Annotated in this window: 16 protein-coding genes and 2 riboswitches; of the genes, 12 read left to right on the top strand and 4 right to left on the bottom strand. The window is 67.8% G+C overall.

Going from position 1 to position 16376, the window contains the following annotated elements; all coding sequences use genetic code 11:
* Window positions 1–192: 192 nt before the first annotated feature.
* Window positions 193–1266 (top strand): 3-deoxy-7-phosphoheptulonate synthase, encoded by a 1074-nt coding sequence (locus tag AC5P67_RS01805; protein ID WP_049460250.1) that lies wholly within the window; start codon window positions 193–195, stop codon window positions 1264–1266.
* Between the two features lie 168 nt (window positions 1267–1434).
* Here AC5P67_RS01805 and AC5P67_RS01800 read toward each other — a convergent pair whose 3' ends face one another.
* Entirely contained in the window at window positions 1435–2052 is a 618-nt protein-coding gene (locus AC5P67_RS01800; RefSeq protein ID WP_005411215.1) for a trimeric intracellular cation channel family protein, read from the bottom strand.
* Window positions 2053–2134: 82 nt separating this feature from the next.
* Window positions 2135–2240: riboswitch (glycine riboswitch) on the bottom strand.
* A gap of 13 nt (window positions 2241–2253) precedes the next feature.
* Window positions 2254–2343, bottom strand: a riboswitch (glycine riboswitch).
* A gap of 40 nt (window positions 2344–2383) precedes the next feature.
* Between AC5P67_RS01800 and AC5P67_RS01795 the strand changes: the two genes are divergently transcribed.
* The 4 genes from AC5P67_RS01795 to AC5P67_RS01780 all read left to right on the top strand — a co-directional run bounded on the left by AC5P67_RS01795 (window position 2384) and on the right by AC5P67_RS01780 (window position 4184).
* Entirely contained in the window at window positions 2384–2659 is a 276-nt protein-coding gene (locus AC5P67_RS01795) for a GIY-YIG nuclease family protein (protein WP_114618274.1), read from the top strand.
* Window positions 2660–2680: 21 nt separating this feature from the next.
* The gene (locus AC5P67_RS01790) at window positions 2681–3223 is read left to right on the top strand and encodes a hypothetical protein (protein WP_231347378.1); all 543 of its coding nucleotides are present in this window, start codon (window positions 2681–2683) and stop codon (window positions 3221–3223) included.
* Between the two features lie 68 nt (window positions 3224–3291).
* Window positions 3292–3723, top strand: a complete 432-nt coding sequence (locus AC5P67_RS01785; protein WP_005411213.1) for a nuclear transport factor 2 family protein — start codon at window positions 3292–3294, stop codon at window positions 3721–3723.
* A gap of 5 nt (window positions 3724–3728) precedes the next feature.
* Window positions 3729–4184, top strand: coding sequence for a hypothetical protein (locus AC5P67_RS01780; protein WP_049450292.1), 456 nt, complete (start codon window positions 3729–3731; stop codon window positions 4182–4184).
* Between the two features lie 91 nt (window positions 4185–4275).
* Here AC5P67_RS01780 and AC5P67_RS01775 read toward each other — a convergent pair whose 3' ends face one another.
* A complete protein-coding gene (locus AC5P67_RS01775; protein WP_099473981.1) occupies window positions 4276–5556 on the bottom strand; it encodes an NAD(P)/FAD-dependent oxidoreductase in 1281 nt (426 codons plus the stop codon).
* Window positions 5557–5679: 123 nt separating this feature from the next.
* Between AC5P67_RS01775 and AC5P67_RS01770 the strand changes: the two genes are divergently transcribed.
* Both AC5P67_RS01770 and AC5P67_RS01765 read left to right on the top strand, forming a co-directional pair.
* The gene (locus AC5P67_RS01770; protein WP_005411210.1) at window positions 5680–6459 is read left to right on the top strand and encodes an NYN domain-containing protein; all 780 of its coding nucleotides are present in this window, start codon (window positions 5680–5682) and stop codon (window positions 6457–6459) included.
* Window positions 6460–6601: 142 nt separating this feature from the next.
* Entirely contained in the window at window positions 6602–7222 is a 621-nt protein-coding gene (locus AC5P67_RS01765; protein WP_005414615.1) for a glutathione S-transferase family protein, read from the top strand.
* A gap of 96 nt (window positions 7223–7318) precedes the next feature.
* On the opposite strand, the gene AC5P67_RS01760 is transcribed toward AC5P67_RS01765, so the two are convergent.
* Entirely contained in the window at window positions 7319–9496 is a 2178-nt protein-coding gene (locus AC5P67_RS01760) for a primosomal protein N' (RefSeq protein WP_088611291.1), read from the bottom strand.
* Between the two features lie 413 nt (window positions 9497–9909).
* Here AC5P67_RS01760 and AC5P67_RS01755 point away from each other — a divergent pair, with 413 nt between their 5' ends.
* The 4 genes from AC5P67_RS01755 (at window position 9910) to sppA (ending at window position 15129) form a co-directional block, all read left to right on the top strand.
* Window positions 9910–10914: a hypothetical protein gene (locus tag AC5P67_RS01755; RefSeq protein WP_049460254.1), complete on the top strand. Its 1005-nt coding sequence runs from the start codon at window positions 9910–9912 to the stop codon at window positions 10912–10914.
* A complete protein-coding gene (locus tag AC5P67_RS01750; RefSeq protein WP_414491502.1) occupies window positions 10907–11491 on the top strand; it encodes a DUF3106 domain-containing protein in 585 nt (194 codons plus the stop codon). The genes AC5P67_RS01755 and AC5P67_RS01750 overlap by 8 nt, the downstream gene beginning before the upstream one ends.
* Before the next feature lie 235 nt (window positions 11492–11726).
* The gene (locus AC5P67_RS01745; RefSeq protein WP_005414611.1) at window positions 11727–13091 is read left to right on the top strand and encodes an MATE family efflux transporter; all 1365 of its coding nucleotides are present in this window, start codon (window positions 11727–11729) and stop codon (window positions 13089–13091) included.
* Between the two features lie 115 nt (window positions 13092–13206).
* Window positions 13207–15129 (top strand): signal peptide peptidase SppA, encoded by a 1923-nt coding sequence (gene sppA / locus AC5P67_RS01740; protein WP_049450300.1) that lies wholly within the window; start codon window positions 13207–13209, stop codon window positions 15127–15129.
* 99 nt (window positions 15130–15228) lie between these two features.
* On the opposite strand, the gene AC5P67_RS01735 is transcribed toward sppA, so the two are convergent.
* Window positions 15229–15441: a hypothetical protein gene (locus tag AC5P67_RS01735; RefSeq protein ID WP_033835254.1), complete on the bottom strand. Its 213-nt coding sequence runs from the start codon at window positions 15439–15441 to the stop codon at window positions 15229–15231.
* A gap of 111 nt (window positions 15442–15552) precedes the next feature.
* On the opposite strand from AC5P67_RS01735, the gene AC5P67_RS01730 reads away from it, so the two are divergent.
* A complete protein-coding gene (locus AC5P67_RS01730; RefSeq protein ID WP_005411202.1) occupies window positions 15553–16329 on the top strand; it encodes an SDR family oxidoreductase in 777 nt (258 codons plus the stop codon).
* Window positions 16330–16376: the final 47 nt, after the last annotated feature.

The following is a 16376-nucleotide window of genomic DNA, read 5'->3' as shown; positions in this document are numbered from 1 at the left end:
CTATCAATACAACCCATGAACGCAGCCGCCACCCGCTTTTACTGGTATTACTTTCCGAAGCCACTGGCGGAGGAAGGACTGCGCTCACCCTGAAGAAAGCTTCAGACGCATTCCCGAAAGCCGCCAGCGAACCTGGCGGCTTTTTTCATGCTGCCACGCTGGGGACCCCCAACGTTCCGGAGACCTCCCCCAATGCCCCCGCACACCGACGACCTGCGTATCCGCACCATCGAACCGCTGACACCGCCTGCCCAGCTGCTGGCGATGCTGCCGTGTGACGATGAAGCCTCCGACACCGTCAGCGCCTCGCGCGCGGCCCTGCACCAGATCCTGCATGGCCGTGACGACCGCCTGGCAGTGGTGGTTGGCCCATGCTCGATCCACGACCCGAAGGCCGCCATCGAGTACGCCCAGCGCCTGAAGCCGCTGCGTGACGCGCTGGCCGGGGAACTTGAAATCGTGATGCGCGTGTACTTCGAGAAGCCGCGCACCACGGTGGGCTGGAAGGGCCTGATCAACGATCCGGACCTGGACGGCAGCTTCAGGATCGACAAGGGCCTGCGCATCGCCCGTGGCCTGCTGCGCGACATCAACAAGCTCGGCCTGCCGGCCGGCGTCGAGTTCCTCGACGTGATCTCGCCGCAATACATCGCAGATCTGGTGGCCTGGGGCGCCATTGGTGCGCGCACCACCGAAAGCCAGGTGCACCGCGAACTGGCCTCGGGGCTGTCGTGCCCGGTCGGCTTCAAGAACGGCACCGATGGCAACGTGAAGATCGCCGCTGACGCGGTGGGTGCGGCGTCCAATCCGCATCACTTCCTGTCGGTCACCAAGCAGGGTGGCACCGCCATCGTGTCGACCACCGGCAACCCGGACTGCCATGTGATCCTGCGCGGCGGCAAGCAGCCGAACTACGATGCAGGCAGTGTCGCCGAGGCCTGCCAGGCGCTGGCCAAGGCCAAGCTGCCGACGCGCCTGATGATCGACGCCAGCCATGCCAACAGCCTGAAGAACCCGGACAACCAGCCGAAGGTGATCGAGGACATCGCCGTTCAGTTGGAAGACGGTGAACAGCGCATCGTCGGTGTGATGATCGAGAGCCATCTGGTCGGTGGTCGCCAGGAACTGGTGGAAGGCCAACCGCTGGTCTACGGGCAGAGCATCACCGATGGCTGCATCGACTGGGACACCACCGTGACGGTGCTGGAGCGACTGGCCGCGGCCGTGCGCGCCCGTCGCGAAGTGAAGGTGTCCGAAGCCGCTTGAGTGCGGCACGTGTGTGGATGGCGGCCAGCGCCTGCGGGGGTGCGGCCGCGATCAGGGCCGGTCGGAGTTGGAGACCGGCCCATCTGCACCGGCGATGCGCCTGGCGCTGCGCATGAGCGACAGCGCCAGGTACATCGCCGGGGTGGTGCGGATTCCGCCGCGCGAACCTCAATGCACTTCGTCGTGGTACACGAACTTCGGCATTTCCCAGCGGTAGTGGATCGCCAGCAGGCGCAGCGCGAAGCCGCCGCCGAGGCAGCACAGGATCGCGGTGGCGTCGGCCACGCCCCAGTGCAGCAGCAACAGGTAGGCCGCGCCGGTCAGCAGCGCGATGATCGCGTACAGCTCCTTCTGGAAGATCAGCGGCACCTCGTTGCAGAGGATGTCGCGCAGCACGCCGCCGAACGCGCCGGTCAGCATGCCGGCGATCAGCACGATCGGCATCGCATGGCCGGCTTCGCGCGCGATCGAGCAGCCGATCAGGGTGAAGGCGATCAGGCCCAGGCCATCGAGCACCAGGAAGGTGCGGCGGAAGTGGTGCATCCAGCGCGCCACCCAGGTGGCGATCAGCGCCGCGCACACGGTGAAGCCCAGGTACTCGGGATGCTTCACCCAGCCCAGCGGGTAGTGACCGAGCAGGATGTCGCGCAGTGAACCACCACCGAGGGCGGTGACGCAGGCGATCATGACCACGCCGAACAGGTCCATGCGGCGGCGGCCGGCGGACAGCGCGCCGGTCATGGCTTCGGCGGAAATGGCGATCAGGTAGATGATGGACAGCAGCATTGGGCAGGCTCCGGGCGCGGTGGGGCCGGCCATGCGCGACTACCGCCACTGCCTGCGCAATGACGGGATGACGATGACCGGTGCCGCTCCCGCTGTCCTTTTGCCTGAGAGTTCAGCGGCATGGGCCGCGTGCCCCTTCGGCGGATCGTCCCGGGCATGCCCGGTGACCTCTCTCCAGCTCGGCGAGTCGAATGCATGGTTGGTGGGATTCCAGCCCACCGGCCTGAGCGATCATGGGAGCCTGCGCCTTCGGCGGGCGCCAGCGCGGCGCCTCTCTCCTGCATTCGGGCGCCAGTATATCCGCTGCAGTGCAGCACGGCATAATCCGGGCATGGCCCCGTCCCTCCGCCCGTGGTTCCTGTACCTGCTCGAATGTCGCGATGGCAGCTATTACGCCGGCATCAGCACCGACGTGGACGCGCGTTTCGCCACCCATCAGGCTGGCAAGGGCGCGCGCTACACCCGGGCCCGGCCGCCGCTGCGGGTGCTGGCCGTGCGCGAGTACCCGGACCGGGCCGCCGCCTCGCGGGCCGAATGGCAGCTCAAGCAGCAGCCGCGCGAACGCAAGCTGGCCTGGCTGCAGGCGCCGGATCCTGCGCTTCTGTAAAGCCGAGCCCACGCTCGGCTGTTGTTGCTGCTGCCTGATGGTGAAGCCGAGCATGGACCCGGCTCTACAGTAGATCCACGCCATGCGTGGATGGGCGCTTCCAGTCATGCCATGATCGCCACACCCATCGACACATGGATCCGTCCGATGAAGAACTGCGGGATACTGCTGTTGACTGCCTGCGCGGCCCTTCTGGCCTGCACCCAAGCACCGTCGCCACCGCCACTGCAGCATGGGCAGATCGGCACCGCTGCTGAGCTGGCTGCGTATGGCCCGAGGACACCCGAACTGATCCACCTGCGTCGTGACCGGGTCCCTCCCGATCTGGTCGATCTGATCCCGTTCGCGGAAAAGTGGGGGATCGGCGATGACGTGCTTCGCAATGAAATGCGGGAGCGCGCCACTGACGCGGAAAAGCAGGCATTGATGGATGCGCTGGCGGGGCGCCATGCGCGCATCACCGCCTGGTTGGACAGCTTCCCGCAGGGGCAGCCCATGTCTGAAGAAGCCGCTGCGTTCATGTACATGCAGCTGGGCACCGACGAAATGGGCCTGATGCCGTAGATCCACGCCATGCGTGGATGCGGCTTGCATATGCCATGATCGCCCAGCCCTCAGCGCTGGAGACCCGGATGTCCACCGTCGCCCTGTTGTTCGCTCTCTCCGCGTCAACCAGTCCCGCTGCCGACCCGGCCACCCTCGCGGCCATCGAAGCCACCTGCCATGACTACGTCGACGGCCAGCTGGAGGCCGACCCGCAGCGCGTCGCCCGCTCCCTGCACCCGGACCTGGCCAAGCGCGCGGTCCTCGGCGATACGCCCGACGAGCGGCTGGGCCTGCGCCGCATGTCGAAGGAAGAACTGGTCGCGCTGACGAAGCAGGGCGCGCTGAAAACCCCGAAGGATCAATGGGACCGCCGCTGCACGGTGCTGGACGTGACCGGCAATGCCGCCTCGGTGCGATTGGAAACGCCGTGGTTCGTCGATTACTTCCACATGGGGCGCTTTGACCAGCGCTGGGTCATCGTCAACGCGTTGTGGTACCCGAAACCGAAGGCGAAGTGAGCACGATGCGTGCCGCCGGTAAGGCATGGGTCTCCGTCGTCGTACTGGCCGCCGGCATCGCACTGCTGCCTGGCCTGCTGTACCTGCTCGGGCTTGCCCTGGTGGGCGGTTGGCCGAAGCCAGCAGACCGTGCGCCCAGTGGTGTGGCTGCGTGCAGCAGTGAACCACGAACAGGATTTCAGCCGATGAATCCCTGGAGTTTCGCTGCGCAGTTCTTCGACGACGACGCGATGAAGAAGAAGGTGCCAGAGGTGGAACGGGAGGCGTTCTGGATTGCCCGCCGCCATCTTTGGCGGCAGCCACGGCACGACATGCTGCGCTGGCATCTGAGCAGCACGGCACTGACGATCTGGATTACCCGCAACTGGAGTGCCGCGCAGATTGCCGACACCGCAAGGAAGGAGGACTTCTGCCGCGCATGGTCGAAACGGCGGGTGCCCGGCGGCCCGATGAAGCGGTAGATCCACGCCATGCATGGATGATGTTGACGGAGTCAGAGCCCTTTCCTGCGGAGAGGGGACGGACCGCGCGGCAGCCGGCCAGCGGCCGGCACTACCGTCGGGGTCGCCGGTCTTCCTGGTCATCACCGAAGATGATGCGCGCGCTGCGCTGGTAGCTCCAGTACGCCACGGCCCAGTTCAGCAGCACTACGATGCGGTTGCGGAAGCCGATCAGGAAGAACACGTGCGCGGCCAGCCAGAACCACCAGGCCAGCACGCCCGACAGCTGCAGCCGGCCCAAGTGCACGATCGCGGCCATGCGACCGATGGTGGCCAGGTTGCCGTAGTCGGCGTACTTGAACGGGCCGGGCTCGGGCTTGCCGTGCAGGCGTGCGCGGATCACCTCGGCCACGTATTTGCCCATCTGCTTGGCAGCGGGTGCCACGCCGGGTACCGGCTTGCCGTCGGCCTGGGTCAGTGCGGCCAGGTCACCGGCCACGAACAGCTCCGGGTGATCGGGCAGGGTCAGGTCCGGTTGCACCGGCACGCGGCCGGCGCGGTCCAGCGGCACGTCCAGCGTGCGCGCCAGCGGTGAAGCGGCCACGCCGGCGGCCCAGACCACGGTGCGGGCCGGTACGAACTGGTCACCGAGCGTGAAGCCCTGGCTGTCGATGTCGCTCACCGGGGTACCGGTCAGCACTTCCACGCCCAGCTTTTCCAGCTGGCGGCGTGCTTTCAGCGAAAGTACTTCCGGGAACGAGGACAGCACGCGCGGGCCGGCCTCGACCAGCCGCACCTTGGCGCTGGCCGGGTCGATGTGGCGGAATTCGTTGCGCAACGTATGCCGCGCGATCTCGGCCAGGGTGCCGGCCAGTTCAACACCAGTGGGACCGCCACCGACCACCGCGAAGCTCAGCCATGCGGCCTTCTTCGTCGGGTCCGGTTCTGCTTCGGCACGCTCGAACGCCAGCAGCAGCTTGCGGCGCAGCGCGATCGCATCGTCCAGCGTCTTCAGGCCGGGCGCATCATCGGCCCACTGGTCGTTGCCGAAGTAGGCGTGGGTGGCGCCGGTGGCCAGCAGCAGGCTGTCGTAGTCCAGCGTGCTGCCATCGGCCATGCGGATCTGCCGGGCCTGCTTGTCGATGGCGACCACTTCGCCGAGGCGGACTTCCACGTTGCGCTGGTGGCCGAGGATATGGCGCAGTGGTGCAGCGATATCCGGCGCGGACAGGCCGGCGGTGGCCACCTGGTACAGCAGCGGCTGGAACAGATGATGGTTGCGGCGGTCGACCAGGGTGATGCGTATGCGCTCGCGGGCCAGGGCACGGGTGGCCCAGAGACCGGCGAAACCGCCGCCGACAACAACCAGGTGGGGAACGCGCTCGCGACTCATCGACTCACTCCAGTGGGGGCATTGGGGGAAGCGCCTGGCATCTTCGCACGGCGGCCGCCTGTCACGTCAGCGCCCGCGTGGATCGGCGATACTCGGGTTCAGGCAACCGCCCGCGAGGAGTCCATGAGCGAACCGGAAAAGCGCATCGCCCTGTTGATCGACGCCGACAATGCGCCGGCCTCGAAGATCGACGAGGTGTTGGCCGAAGTGGCCCGCTATGGGGTGGCCAACGTGCGCCGCGCCTATGGCAACTGGAAGAGCCCGCGACTGAAGGGGTGGGAAGCGGTGCTGCATGAGTATGCGATCCGTCCCATCCAGCAGTTCGCCTACAGCAAGGGCAAGAATGCCTCGGACATGGCGATGGTGATCGATGCCATGGACCTGCTGTACGCGCGCAACCTGGATGGCTTTGCCATCGTCTCCAGCGATGCGGACTTCACCCCGATGGTGATGCGCCTGTTGACCGATGGCGTGAAGGTGTACGGTTTCGGCGAGAAGAAAACACCCGAGCCGTTCGTCAACGCGTGCTCGAAATTCACCTACCTGGAAGCACTGGGCCAGACCCACGCCAGCGTGCCGGATACCGAACAGGCATCCAGCGAACAGGCCTCGAACGAACCGGTGGCCAACGACGATGCGCGCCCGCGCAAGAGCGGTGCGGAAATGCGCAGCGACACGCGGCTGGTGAAGATGCTGCGCCGCGCGGTGTCCGCGGCCGAGGGCGAGGATGGCTGGTCGCACCTCGGCCCGGTCGGCAGCCAGATCGGCAACCAGGCGTCGTTCGACCCGCGCAACTACGGCTACGGCAAGCTCAGCGATCTGCTGGCGGCGATCGGCCTGTTCGAACTGAAGAAGGATGGCAAGTCGTCCTACGTGCGCGCGCTGCCGAAAAAGAATCGGTAATGCCGGCCGCTGGCCAGCAAGGAACCGGTAGTGCCGGCCGCTGGCCGGCAATCCCCGGATGCCAGATCCCGCATCCGGCATGCACACACCCCGCCCGATCAGGGGTATCGTTGCCGCTCGCATTGCCAGCAAGGAATACCGCATGTTGAAGATCTGGGGCCGTCGCAATTCCAGCAACGTCCGCAAGGTGCTGTGGTGTGCCGAGGAAATCGGCCTGCCGTACGAGTCCATCGAGGTCGGTGGCAGCCACGGCGGCACGCAGACGCCGGAATACCAGGCGATGAATCCCAATGGCCTGGTACCGGTGATCGAAGACCACGGCCTGCCGCTGTGGGAATCGAACGCCATCGTGCGCTACCTGAGTGCGCGCTACGCGCTGGGCACGCTGTACGCCGAAGACCCGATGGAACGCGCCCAGGCCGAGAAGTGGATGGACTGGAGCACCTCGCGCATGGCGCCGCTGTACACCGACCTGATCTGGGGCATCATGCGCACCGCTCCGGCCGACCGCGACGAAGCGCGGATCAATGCCGCCATCGTGCGCGCCGGCGACTACCTGGCGATGGCCGATGCCACCCTGGCCAAGCAGCCGTGGCTGTCCGGCGAGACATTCGCGATGGGTGACATCCCGCTGGGCTCGCTGATCTATGCCTGGTTCGAACTGCCGATCCAGCGTCCGGAACTGCCGCACCTGGCCGACTGGTACGCCCGTCTTCGCGAGCGCCCCGCCTACCAGCGCGGCGTGATGTCGCCGCTGACGTAAGCGAAAGCGTCCGGGGTCAGAGCCCTTTTCTGCGAAAAGGGATCCGACCCCAGGGCATCGGGGTCGGATCCCACCCGACGGGTAGGCTCTGACCCCTCAATAAAGATCCGTCGGATCCACATCCAGCGACCAGCGGACCTTGCGTGCTTCCGGCAGCGCATACAGCTGCGGTACCAGTTGCGAAAGCACCCCGTGCAGCGGTGGCCGCTGCGCGGCAGACAGCAGCAGCTGGGCGCGCTGGTAACCGGCGCGCCGTGGCATCGGCGCCGGCATGGGTCCATAGGCTTCCACCACGTCCTGCTCGCCCAGCAGCTGTCGCGCTGCCAGCAGGAATGCATTGGCATGCTCCACCTGCTGCGCTTCGGCGCGCATCAGCGCCAGATGCGCGAACGGCGGGAATCCTGCGGCCTGGCGCTGGTTCAACTCGGCCTGCGCGAACGGGTGGTAGCCACCGCTGACCAGGGTCTCCAGCAGTGGGTGCCCCGGGTGATGCGTCTGCAGCCAGACTTCGCCCGGGTCGCGCGCGCGTCCGGCGCGACCGGCGACCTGGATCAGCTGCTGCGCCAGTTTCTCGCTGGCGCGGAAGTCGGCCGAGAACAGGCCCTCGTCGATGCCGACCACCACCACCAGGGTCAGCTTGGGCAGGTCGTGGCCCTTGGCCAGGATCTGCGTGCCGACCAGGATGCCGGGCTGGTCGCCCAGTTTCGCCAGCTGTTGTTCCAGTGCATCGCGTCGCGAGGTGGTGCTGCGGTCGATGCGCACCACCGGGAAGTCGGCGAAGGCGGCGGTGAGATGTTCTTCCAGGCGCTCGGTGCCGATGCCCTGCGGTTGCAGCGCCAGACTCCCGCACGCGGGGCATGCCAGCGGCGCCGGTTGCCGCGCACCGCAGTGATGGCACTGCAGGCGACGACCGCCGCCATGCACGGTCATCGGTGCATCGCAGCGGTTGCATGGCGCGGTCCAGCCGCAGTCGTGGCACAGCAGTACCGGCGCATAGCCACGGCGGTTCTTGAACACCAGCACCTGCTGGCCGCGCTGCAGGTGCTCGCCAATGCCGGCCAGCACGTCGGCCGAGAGGCCGTCATGCAATGGTCGCTTGCGCACATCAAGGATGCGCACGCGCGGTGGCCGCGCATCACCGGCACGCTGCTTCAGGCGCAGGTGGGTGTAGCGCCCGGCATAGGCGTTGTGCAGCGTCTCCAGTGAAGGCGTAGCGCTGCCCAGCAGAACCGGAACGCCCAGCGCCTTGCCCCGGACCAGAGCGAAATCGCGTGCGTGGTAGCGGATGCCGTCCTGCTGCTTGTAGCTGCCGTCATGCTCCTCGTCGACGATCAGCAGGCCGGCCTGCGGCAGCGGCGTGAACACCGCCGAGCGGGTGCCGACGATCACCCGTGCCTCGCCGCGCGAAGCCGCCGCCCAGACCCGGGCGCGCTCGTTGTCGTTCAACCCCGAATGCAGTGCATGCACGGCGATGCCGAGGCGGCCGCGGAAGCGTGCCAGGGTCTGCGGGGTGAGGCCGATTTCCGGCACCAGCACCAGCGCCTGCTTGCCTTGGGCCAAGCAGTGGATGATGGCCTGCAGGTAGACCTCGGTCTTGCCGCTGCCGGTTACGCCATCCAGCAGGAACGGTTGGAAGCCCTCGACTGCGTTGATCGCCGCCACGGCCTCTGCCTGCTCCGTGTTGAGGGTGGGGCCAGGCAGTGGCTGCGCGTGCTGCGGAGCGACGCGCAGCGCCACGCGTTCGGCCAGCTCGCGCTTGGCCAGGCTGCGCGCGGCGGTGCGCCAGTCGTCCATGCGTTCGCCCAGCACGTCCTCATCGACGATGGCGTCGGCCAGCAGCTCGGCCAGCTGCCGGGGGCGGCTGCCGGCGCGCAGTTTTTCGCGCTGGGCGCGGCCTTCGGCGGTCAGCTGCCAGCCCCAGTGATGGGTGTCGGGCAGGGCGTCGCCATGGCGCAGCGGGCCCGGCAGGGCGGTGCTCAGCACCTCGCCCAGTGGCGCATGGGTGTAGCGCGCCAGCCACTGCAGGCTGTGCCACAGCTCGCCCTGGAGCAGCGGTTGCGGGTCGCACCAGGCCAAGGCCTGGCGCAGTCCCTGGCCGTCATCGGTCTGGCCGTGCCCCACCACTACGCCGACCAGCTCGCGGTTGCCGAACGGCACCTTCAGGCGGCAGCCGACCGCGACCGTGGGGCCATCGCCCTCTGGTGACAGGTAGTCGAACAGGCGCGGCAGCGGGACGGGCAGGGCGACCTGCAGGGTCGGAATGGGTGAAAGCATCGGGCCAGTGTAACGGGCCATGCGCGCGCGGATGGCAGGGGCCAGAGACTGCCGGGGGGCCCTCGTCGAATCATAAATGTCACCTAAATATCGGTGTCCATTGGAGATTCAGTCTTATCCACATGTTCTGTGGATAACGTTGTGCGTTACCGGTCGACGGGAACGCAGGAGGCCGATGGCGACGAGCTCACGCTTGGGTTGGTCAAAAAATCGCCACACTTCAAAGTCATTCAAAATCAACAACTTGAGTGTGAAACATTGCTGAAACAGAGTGAATTCAGCTGGATGCCGCAGTTTTCCCCGAGGCGGGCGTGGTGCTGTGCACAACCTGCAGCACGAAGTGCCTGCGCGCGCAAGTCCTACGGGTGCCGATGGGCTGCCGCTATCATGCCGGCAGACCTTTGGAGTGACCGATGACGGCTGTGCCCGCCCCTGTTTCCTCGACCGCGGCCGGCGCGCTGTCGGCGTTCCTGCGCGGCGTCGAGCGCCGTGCCCTGGTGGTGGCTGAGCTGCAGTGCGGCGATGCCGCGCGAGCCGAGCAGACCCTGGTGGCGGTGATGCGCGCCTTCGCCGCGGTCGCCAGCGACCTGCCGATGGCGCAGTGGCCGATCCGCTTCTGGACCCTGCTGGGCCAGCGCCAGGCGCTGCGCGAGCCGGTGGGCGGCCAGTGGCTGCCGCCGTTGGCCGCGCTGGGCGAAATGGGGCCGCTGCCGCGCTTGGCACTCCTGCTGCGGGTGGGCGGCAGTCTGGACGAGGGTATCGCCATGCGCGTGCTCGACCAGGACGAAGCGGGCTACCAGCACCTGCTGGCCGATGCCTGCCCCCGTGATGCGCACGGCCAGCCCGATGCGTCGGCATGGCGCCAGCTGGCCGAACAGGTGCAGCTGCGCATCCGCGACCTGCCGGCCAAGCGCCTGCAGCAGCTTCAGCAGCCGGCTGCGCCGGCCGCCAGCAATGAAGCTCCCGCGACCGGCTGGCGCGCACCGCAGCGCGATGATCGTGCGGCCGCCCAGGGCAAGCGGCGGCGTCCCAATGCCAGGCCGCGCTGGCGCGGCCCGGTGATCCTGCTGGTGACGGTCGCGGTGCTGTTGGCCGCGGCACTGGGCTGGCGCTACTGGCAAGGACATTCATCCGGTAGCGACGCTCCACTGCCGGAAGGGGTAGTGGGCGAAGCTGGCCCGGTCACGGTGGAAGCTCTTCCGCCGAGCAAGGTCAATGCCACGCCGGATGCGACCCCGGCCCAAGCCTCCGACGACGCCATGATGCTGGCCGACCGCGACTATCCGCTGGTGGCCGATGCCGATCTGTATGCCTGGACCGCCGCCGGCGGCCCGTTGCCGGTGGACGAATCGCAATCCAGGCCGAGCCGGCCCGAGCCCGCCAGCGCCACGCTGGAAACCGCTGCCGCCGATGAATAAGACCCTGTTCGCCAGCCTGCTGCTGGCCCTGCCGTTGTCGCTGTCCGCCGCGCCGCAGACCTTGAGCGTGCCGCTGCCGCCGCCAGTGCCGGGCAGTTCACCGGCGGCTCCCGCTCCGGCCACCACAAACACGACGCCCGCTGCGTTCACCCAGCTCGACGCCCAGCAGCAGCGTCAGCGCCGTGCCGACTACGCGGCCTGGCGCGCCCTGCCGGAGAGCGAGCGGGAGCGCATCCGGCAGGCTGCGGCGCGGTTCAATGCGCTGCCGGCGGACCAGCAGCAGCGCCTGCGCGAGCAGTTCCAGGCGCAGGACCAGGCCTTCCGCGAGGGCTGGCGGCTGGGCCCGCAGCTGGGACTGGCGTTCCCCAAGCTGCACGGCCTGTTCGGCTTCGTGCCACCGGAACAGCGCGAGGCCGCGCTGGCCGTGCTGCGCCAGCTCAGCCCGGCGCAGCTGGCCCAGCTGACCCTGGTCGCGCAGCGCACGCCACCGCAGGAGCGTGACACGGTGCGAGGCGCGTTCCTCGCCGTGCCGGCCGCCGAGCGCGACGCCTGGCTCAAGCGCCAGGCGGGCCAGTAAACAAAGGGGACGGAGGGGATTAAGCCGTGTTCGGCACGGTCGTGCTTGAAACGACTTAATCCCCTCCGTCCCCTTTTCTGTTCGTAACGCGATCGCAACGCGTGATGCCGGGGCCTGCCGGAACCCAGCATTCACGCCATGTCATGGGAATGCGCGCGCTGCGCGCGTAAGATGACCGGTCGCAACCCGGTGCCTGTGCCCTTCGCGCGCAACCGTAGTTCGCGTCAAGCACCTTATGTCTACTGCAACCTCCACGCCGCGCTTCAGCAAGGAAGTCGGCGCCACCGGTCTGCTCGCCCTGCCGCTTGTGCTCGGGCATGTGTCCACCGGTCTGATCTCCTTCGTCGACAACGTCATTGCCGGCCACCACGCCACCGCGACCCTGGCCGCGGTGACCATCGGCACGGCGCTGTTGTGGCTGCCGATGCTGATCCCGATCGGCACCCTGATCTCGCTCACCGCCTCGGTATCGCAGCTGCACGGCGCCGGCCGCGAGCGCGAGATCGGCCCGCTGTTCCGCCAGGCACTGTGGCTGGCGCTGGGACTGGGGCTGATCATGTTCACCTTCCTCACGGTGGTGCCGCCGCTGCTGCCATCGTTCGGCATCGCGCCGGACATCGTGCCGGGGGCGACCGCGTTCCTGCACGCGGTGCGCTGGGGTGGGCCCGCGCTGACCCTGTACTTCTGCATGCGTTACCTGAGCGAAGGCATGCACTGGACGTTGCCGACCATGCTGCTCGGCTTCGGCGGCCTGCTGGTGCTGGCGCCGATGGGCTACGTGCTGGCCAACGGCAAGCTCGGTTTCCCGGAACTGGGTGCTGAAGGCCTGGGCATCGCTTCGGCGGTGATGATGTGGCTGCAGGCCACGGCGTTTGCCCTCTACCTGTGGCGCACCAAGCGCTTCGCCCACCTGCAGCTGTTCTCGCACTTCGAAGGACCGCGCTGGAAGGCGATCTGGGACCTGCTGCGCACCGGCCTGCCGATCGGCATTACCGTGCTGATGGAAGGCGGCCTGTTCATCGTCACCGCGCTGCTGATCGGCCGCCTGGGTGCGAATGAAGCGGCCGCGCACCAGATCGCGATCAACGTGGCGCAGCTGTGCTTCATGATCCCGATGGGCGTGGCCGAGGCCACCACCGTGCGCGTCGGCCATGCGGTTGGCCGTGGCGATGGCTTCGGCGTACGGCGTGCGGCCTGGGCCGGCTACGCGATCATCATGGGCACGCAGACGCTGTCGGCGGCGGTGCTGCTGTTCGGCCACGATGCCATCGTCGGTGTCTACACCAACGACCTGGCGGTGGCCGGCCTGGCCTCGACGCTGCTGCTGTACGCGGCCACCTTCCAGTTCCCGGATGGCATCCAGGTACTATCGGCCGGCGCGCTGCGCGGCCTGAAAGACACCCGCGTGCCGATGTTCATCGCCATGTTCGCGTACTGGGGCCTGGGCATGCCGCTCGGCGCCGGGCTCGGCCTGGGCCTGGGCATGGGCCCGCAGGGCATGTGGATCGGCCTGATCGTTGGCCTGACCGCCGCTGCCATCCTGATGGGCTGGCGCCTGCGCCGCAGCAGCCTGCGCATCGGCCAGTCGATGTTGTCCTGACCTTTGCGCCCGTCATGCCGACCCATGGCGGGCGATCCCCTGACTTGTGTCCGATGCCGCATCACGCGGCACCGGCTATGCTGGTACCACGGCAAGAAGCCATCCGGAGCGTTCCATGAATCAACCCGTGCCCCCGCTGCCCCCGGCGCGTCGCAACCCCGTCGCCAGTTTCTTCATCGGGCTGTGGGACGTCATGAACTTCACCCGCCGGTTGATCCTCAACCTGCTGTTCTTCGGCCTGCTGTTCCTGCTGCTGGTGATGTTCGTCATCGCGGCGGGCATGGGCGCCGGTGCCAGCAAGTCGCTGCAGGACCGCACCACCCTGGTGATTGCCCCGGAAGGCCGCCTGGTCGAGCAGTTCAGCGCCGACCCGGTCAGCCGCGCACTGGCCAAGGCGGTGGGCGACAACGGCGCCGAAGAGATCCAGCTGCGCGACCTGCTGCGGGTGATCGAGTCGGCCAAGGAAGACAAGAAGATCGAGCGCGTGGTGCTGGAGCTGGACAAGCTGCAGCCGTCCGGCTTCGCCTCGCTGCGTGAAGTGGCCACCGCGCTGCAGGACCTGCGTGCCTCCGGCAAGCAGCTGGTGGCCTACAGCGAGAGCATGGGCCAGTCGCAGTACCTGCTGGCCGCACAGGCCGACGAGGTCTACCTGGATCCGATGGGGTCGGTGGTGCTCGAGGGCCTGGGCCGCTACCGCCAGTACTTCCGCACCGGCCTGCAGGACAAGCTGGGCGTGGACGTGCACCTGTTCAAGGTGGGCGAGTACAAGTCCGCGGCCGAGCCGTACGTGCTCGATGCGGCCTCGCCGGCCTCCAAGGAAGCCGACCTGTTCTGGATGAACGACGTGTGGCAGCGCTATCTGGCGGACATCGCCAAGGCGCGTCGCCTGGACCCGGCACAGCTGGCCGCCGGCATCGACACGCTGCCGGAAGGCATCGCCGCCGCCGGTGGCGACCTGGCCAAGTTCGCGCTGCAGCAGAAGCTGGTGACCGCGCTGAAGACCCGCGAGGAGTTCGAGGATCTGATGATTGAGCGCGGCGTGGCCGACGACGATGCTGACGGTGGTTTCCGCAACGTCGACTTCGGCACCTACCTGGGCCAGCTCGATGCGCGCCGCAACCCGGTGGACAACCGTCCGCAGGTAGCGGTGGTTGTGGCCGCCGGCGAAATCAGCGGCGGCGATCTCCCGGCCGGCCGCATCGGTGGCGAATCGACCTCGGCGCTGCTGCGTGCCGCGCGTGACGACGAGAACGTGAAGGCGGTCGTGCTGCGCGTGGATTCGCCGGGCGGTGAAGTGTTCGCCTCCGAGCAGATCCGCCGCGAAGTGGTGGCCCTGCAGGCCGCCGGCAAGCCGGTGGTGGTGTCGATGGGCGACCTGGCCGCCTCCGGTGGCTACTGGATCAGCATGAATGCCGATCGCATCTATGCCGATCCGTCGACCATCACCGGTTCGATCGGCATCTTCGGCATGGTGCCGAACTTCAGCCGCGCGCTGGACAAGATCGGCGTGCACACCGATGGTGTCGGCACCACCCGTTTCGCGGGTGCGTTCGATGTCACCCGCCCGATGGATCCGGCCGTGGGCCAGGTCATCCAGTCGGTGATCAACAAGGGTTACGCCGACTTCACCGGTCGCGTCGCCGACGCCCGCAAGAAGCCGGTCGAGGCCGTCGACGAAGTGGCGCGTGGCCGCGTGTGGAGCGGTGCGCAGGCCAAGGAACGTGGCCTGGTCGATGCCTTCGGTGGCCTGAAGGATGCCGTGGCCGATGCCGCCAGCCGTGCCAAGCTGGGCAAGGCTGATGCCTACCGCGTGCGCTACATCGAGAAGGCGGCGACGCCGTTCGCGCAGTTCGTCAGCGGTTTCGCCGGCAGCCGCGCCGGCGCCTGGATGCTGTCCGACTCGGGCATGGCGCGGATGGTGCTGGCGCGCGCGATGCCGGAAGTGGATACGCAGCTGCGCTTTGTCGAGAACGCGGCGCGCGAGAAGGGCAACGGCACGCCGGTGAAGGCGCTGGCCTACTGCTTCTGCGGGTTCTGATCGGCAACGGTGACGAATGAAAACGCCCGGCCCTGGCCGGGCGTTTTCGTTGGTGGGGGTCGGATCCCTTTGCCCCGCAAAGGGCTCTGACCCCACAGGTCACTGCGTCGCGTCGGCCTCGGCCTTGCGTTCGCGTGCGGCGGCTTCTTCCACTGCTTTCTGCGCGCCCTTGGCGCGGTCCAGCGGTTCCTGCATCGCACGCGACATCGCTTTGGGCACCGGTGGCTTCTCCGGGTTCGGCGTCGGCGGCCGCTGGCAGGCCACCAGCAGCACGCCGGCCAGCAGGGACGAGAACAGGGTCGGGATGCGCATGGCGGCTCTCCGCAGTGGGCGTACGTGCAGTGTCGCATCCTCGGCAGAGGGCCGCCGTGAGCGCGTATCCTTGCCGCATCGAAATGCAGCGGGCGCGGCCCCGGAGGACACATGACCCAGCAACGGTGGCGCCTGGACGGGCAGACCGCCCTGATCACCGGTGCCAGCGCCGGTATCGGCCTGGCCATCGCGCACGAACTGGCCGGCTTCGGCGCGGACCTGATGATCGTCGGGCGCGATATCGACATGCTGGAGACCGCGCGCGACGAGCTGCTGGATGTGTATCCGCAGATGCAGGTGCACGCGCTGGCCGCCGATGTCTCCGACGACGAGGACCGCCGGCAGATCCTGGACTGGGTGGAAGACCACAGTGATGGCCTGCACATCCTGGTCAACAACGCTGGCGGCAACGTCACCAAGGCGGCCACGGAGTATTCAGAGGACGAATGGCGGAAGATCTTCGAGACCAACCTGTTCTCGGCGTTCGAGCTGTCGCGCTACGCGCATCCGCTGCTGGCTCGCCACGCATCGTCGTCGATCGTCAACGTCGGCAGCGTGTCCGGCCTGACCCATGTGCGCAGCGGCGTGGTCTACGGCATGAGCAAGGCCGCGATGCACCAGATGACCCGCAACCTGGCCGTCGAGTGGGCCGAGGATGGCATCCGGGTCAATGCAGTGGCGCCGTGGTACATCCGCACGCGGCGGACCTCCGGTCCGTTGTCGGACCCGGACTACTACGAGGAAGTGATCAACCGCACGCCGATGCGTCGTATCGGCGAGCCGGAGGAAGTGGCCGCCGCGGTGGGCTTCCTGTGCCTGCCGGCAGCCAGCTATGTCACCGGTGAGTGCATCGCGGTGGATGGCGGCTTCCTGCGCTACGGGTTCTGATCTTTCAGGGGGTAGTGCCGGGCGCTGGCCGGCAACTGCAGGATCTT

The sequence above is a fragment of the Stenotrophomonas sp. YJH_SMC_21 genome, from assembly GCF_059369555.1.
The sequence above is the reverse complement of the archived record's forward strand: the minus strand, read 5'-3'. Positions and strand labels throughout refer to the sequence as shown.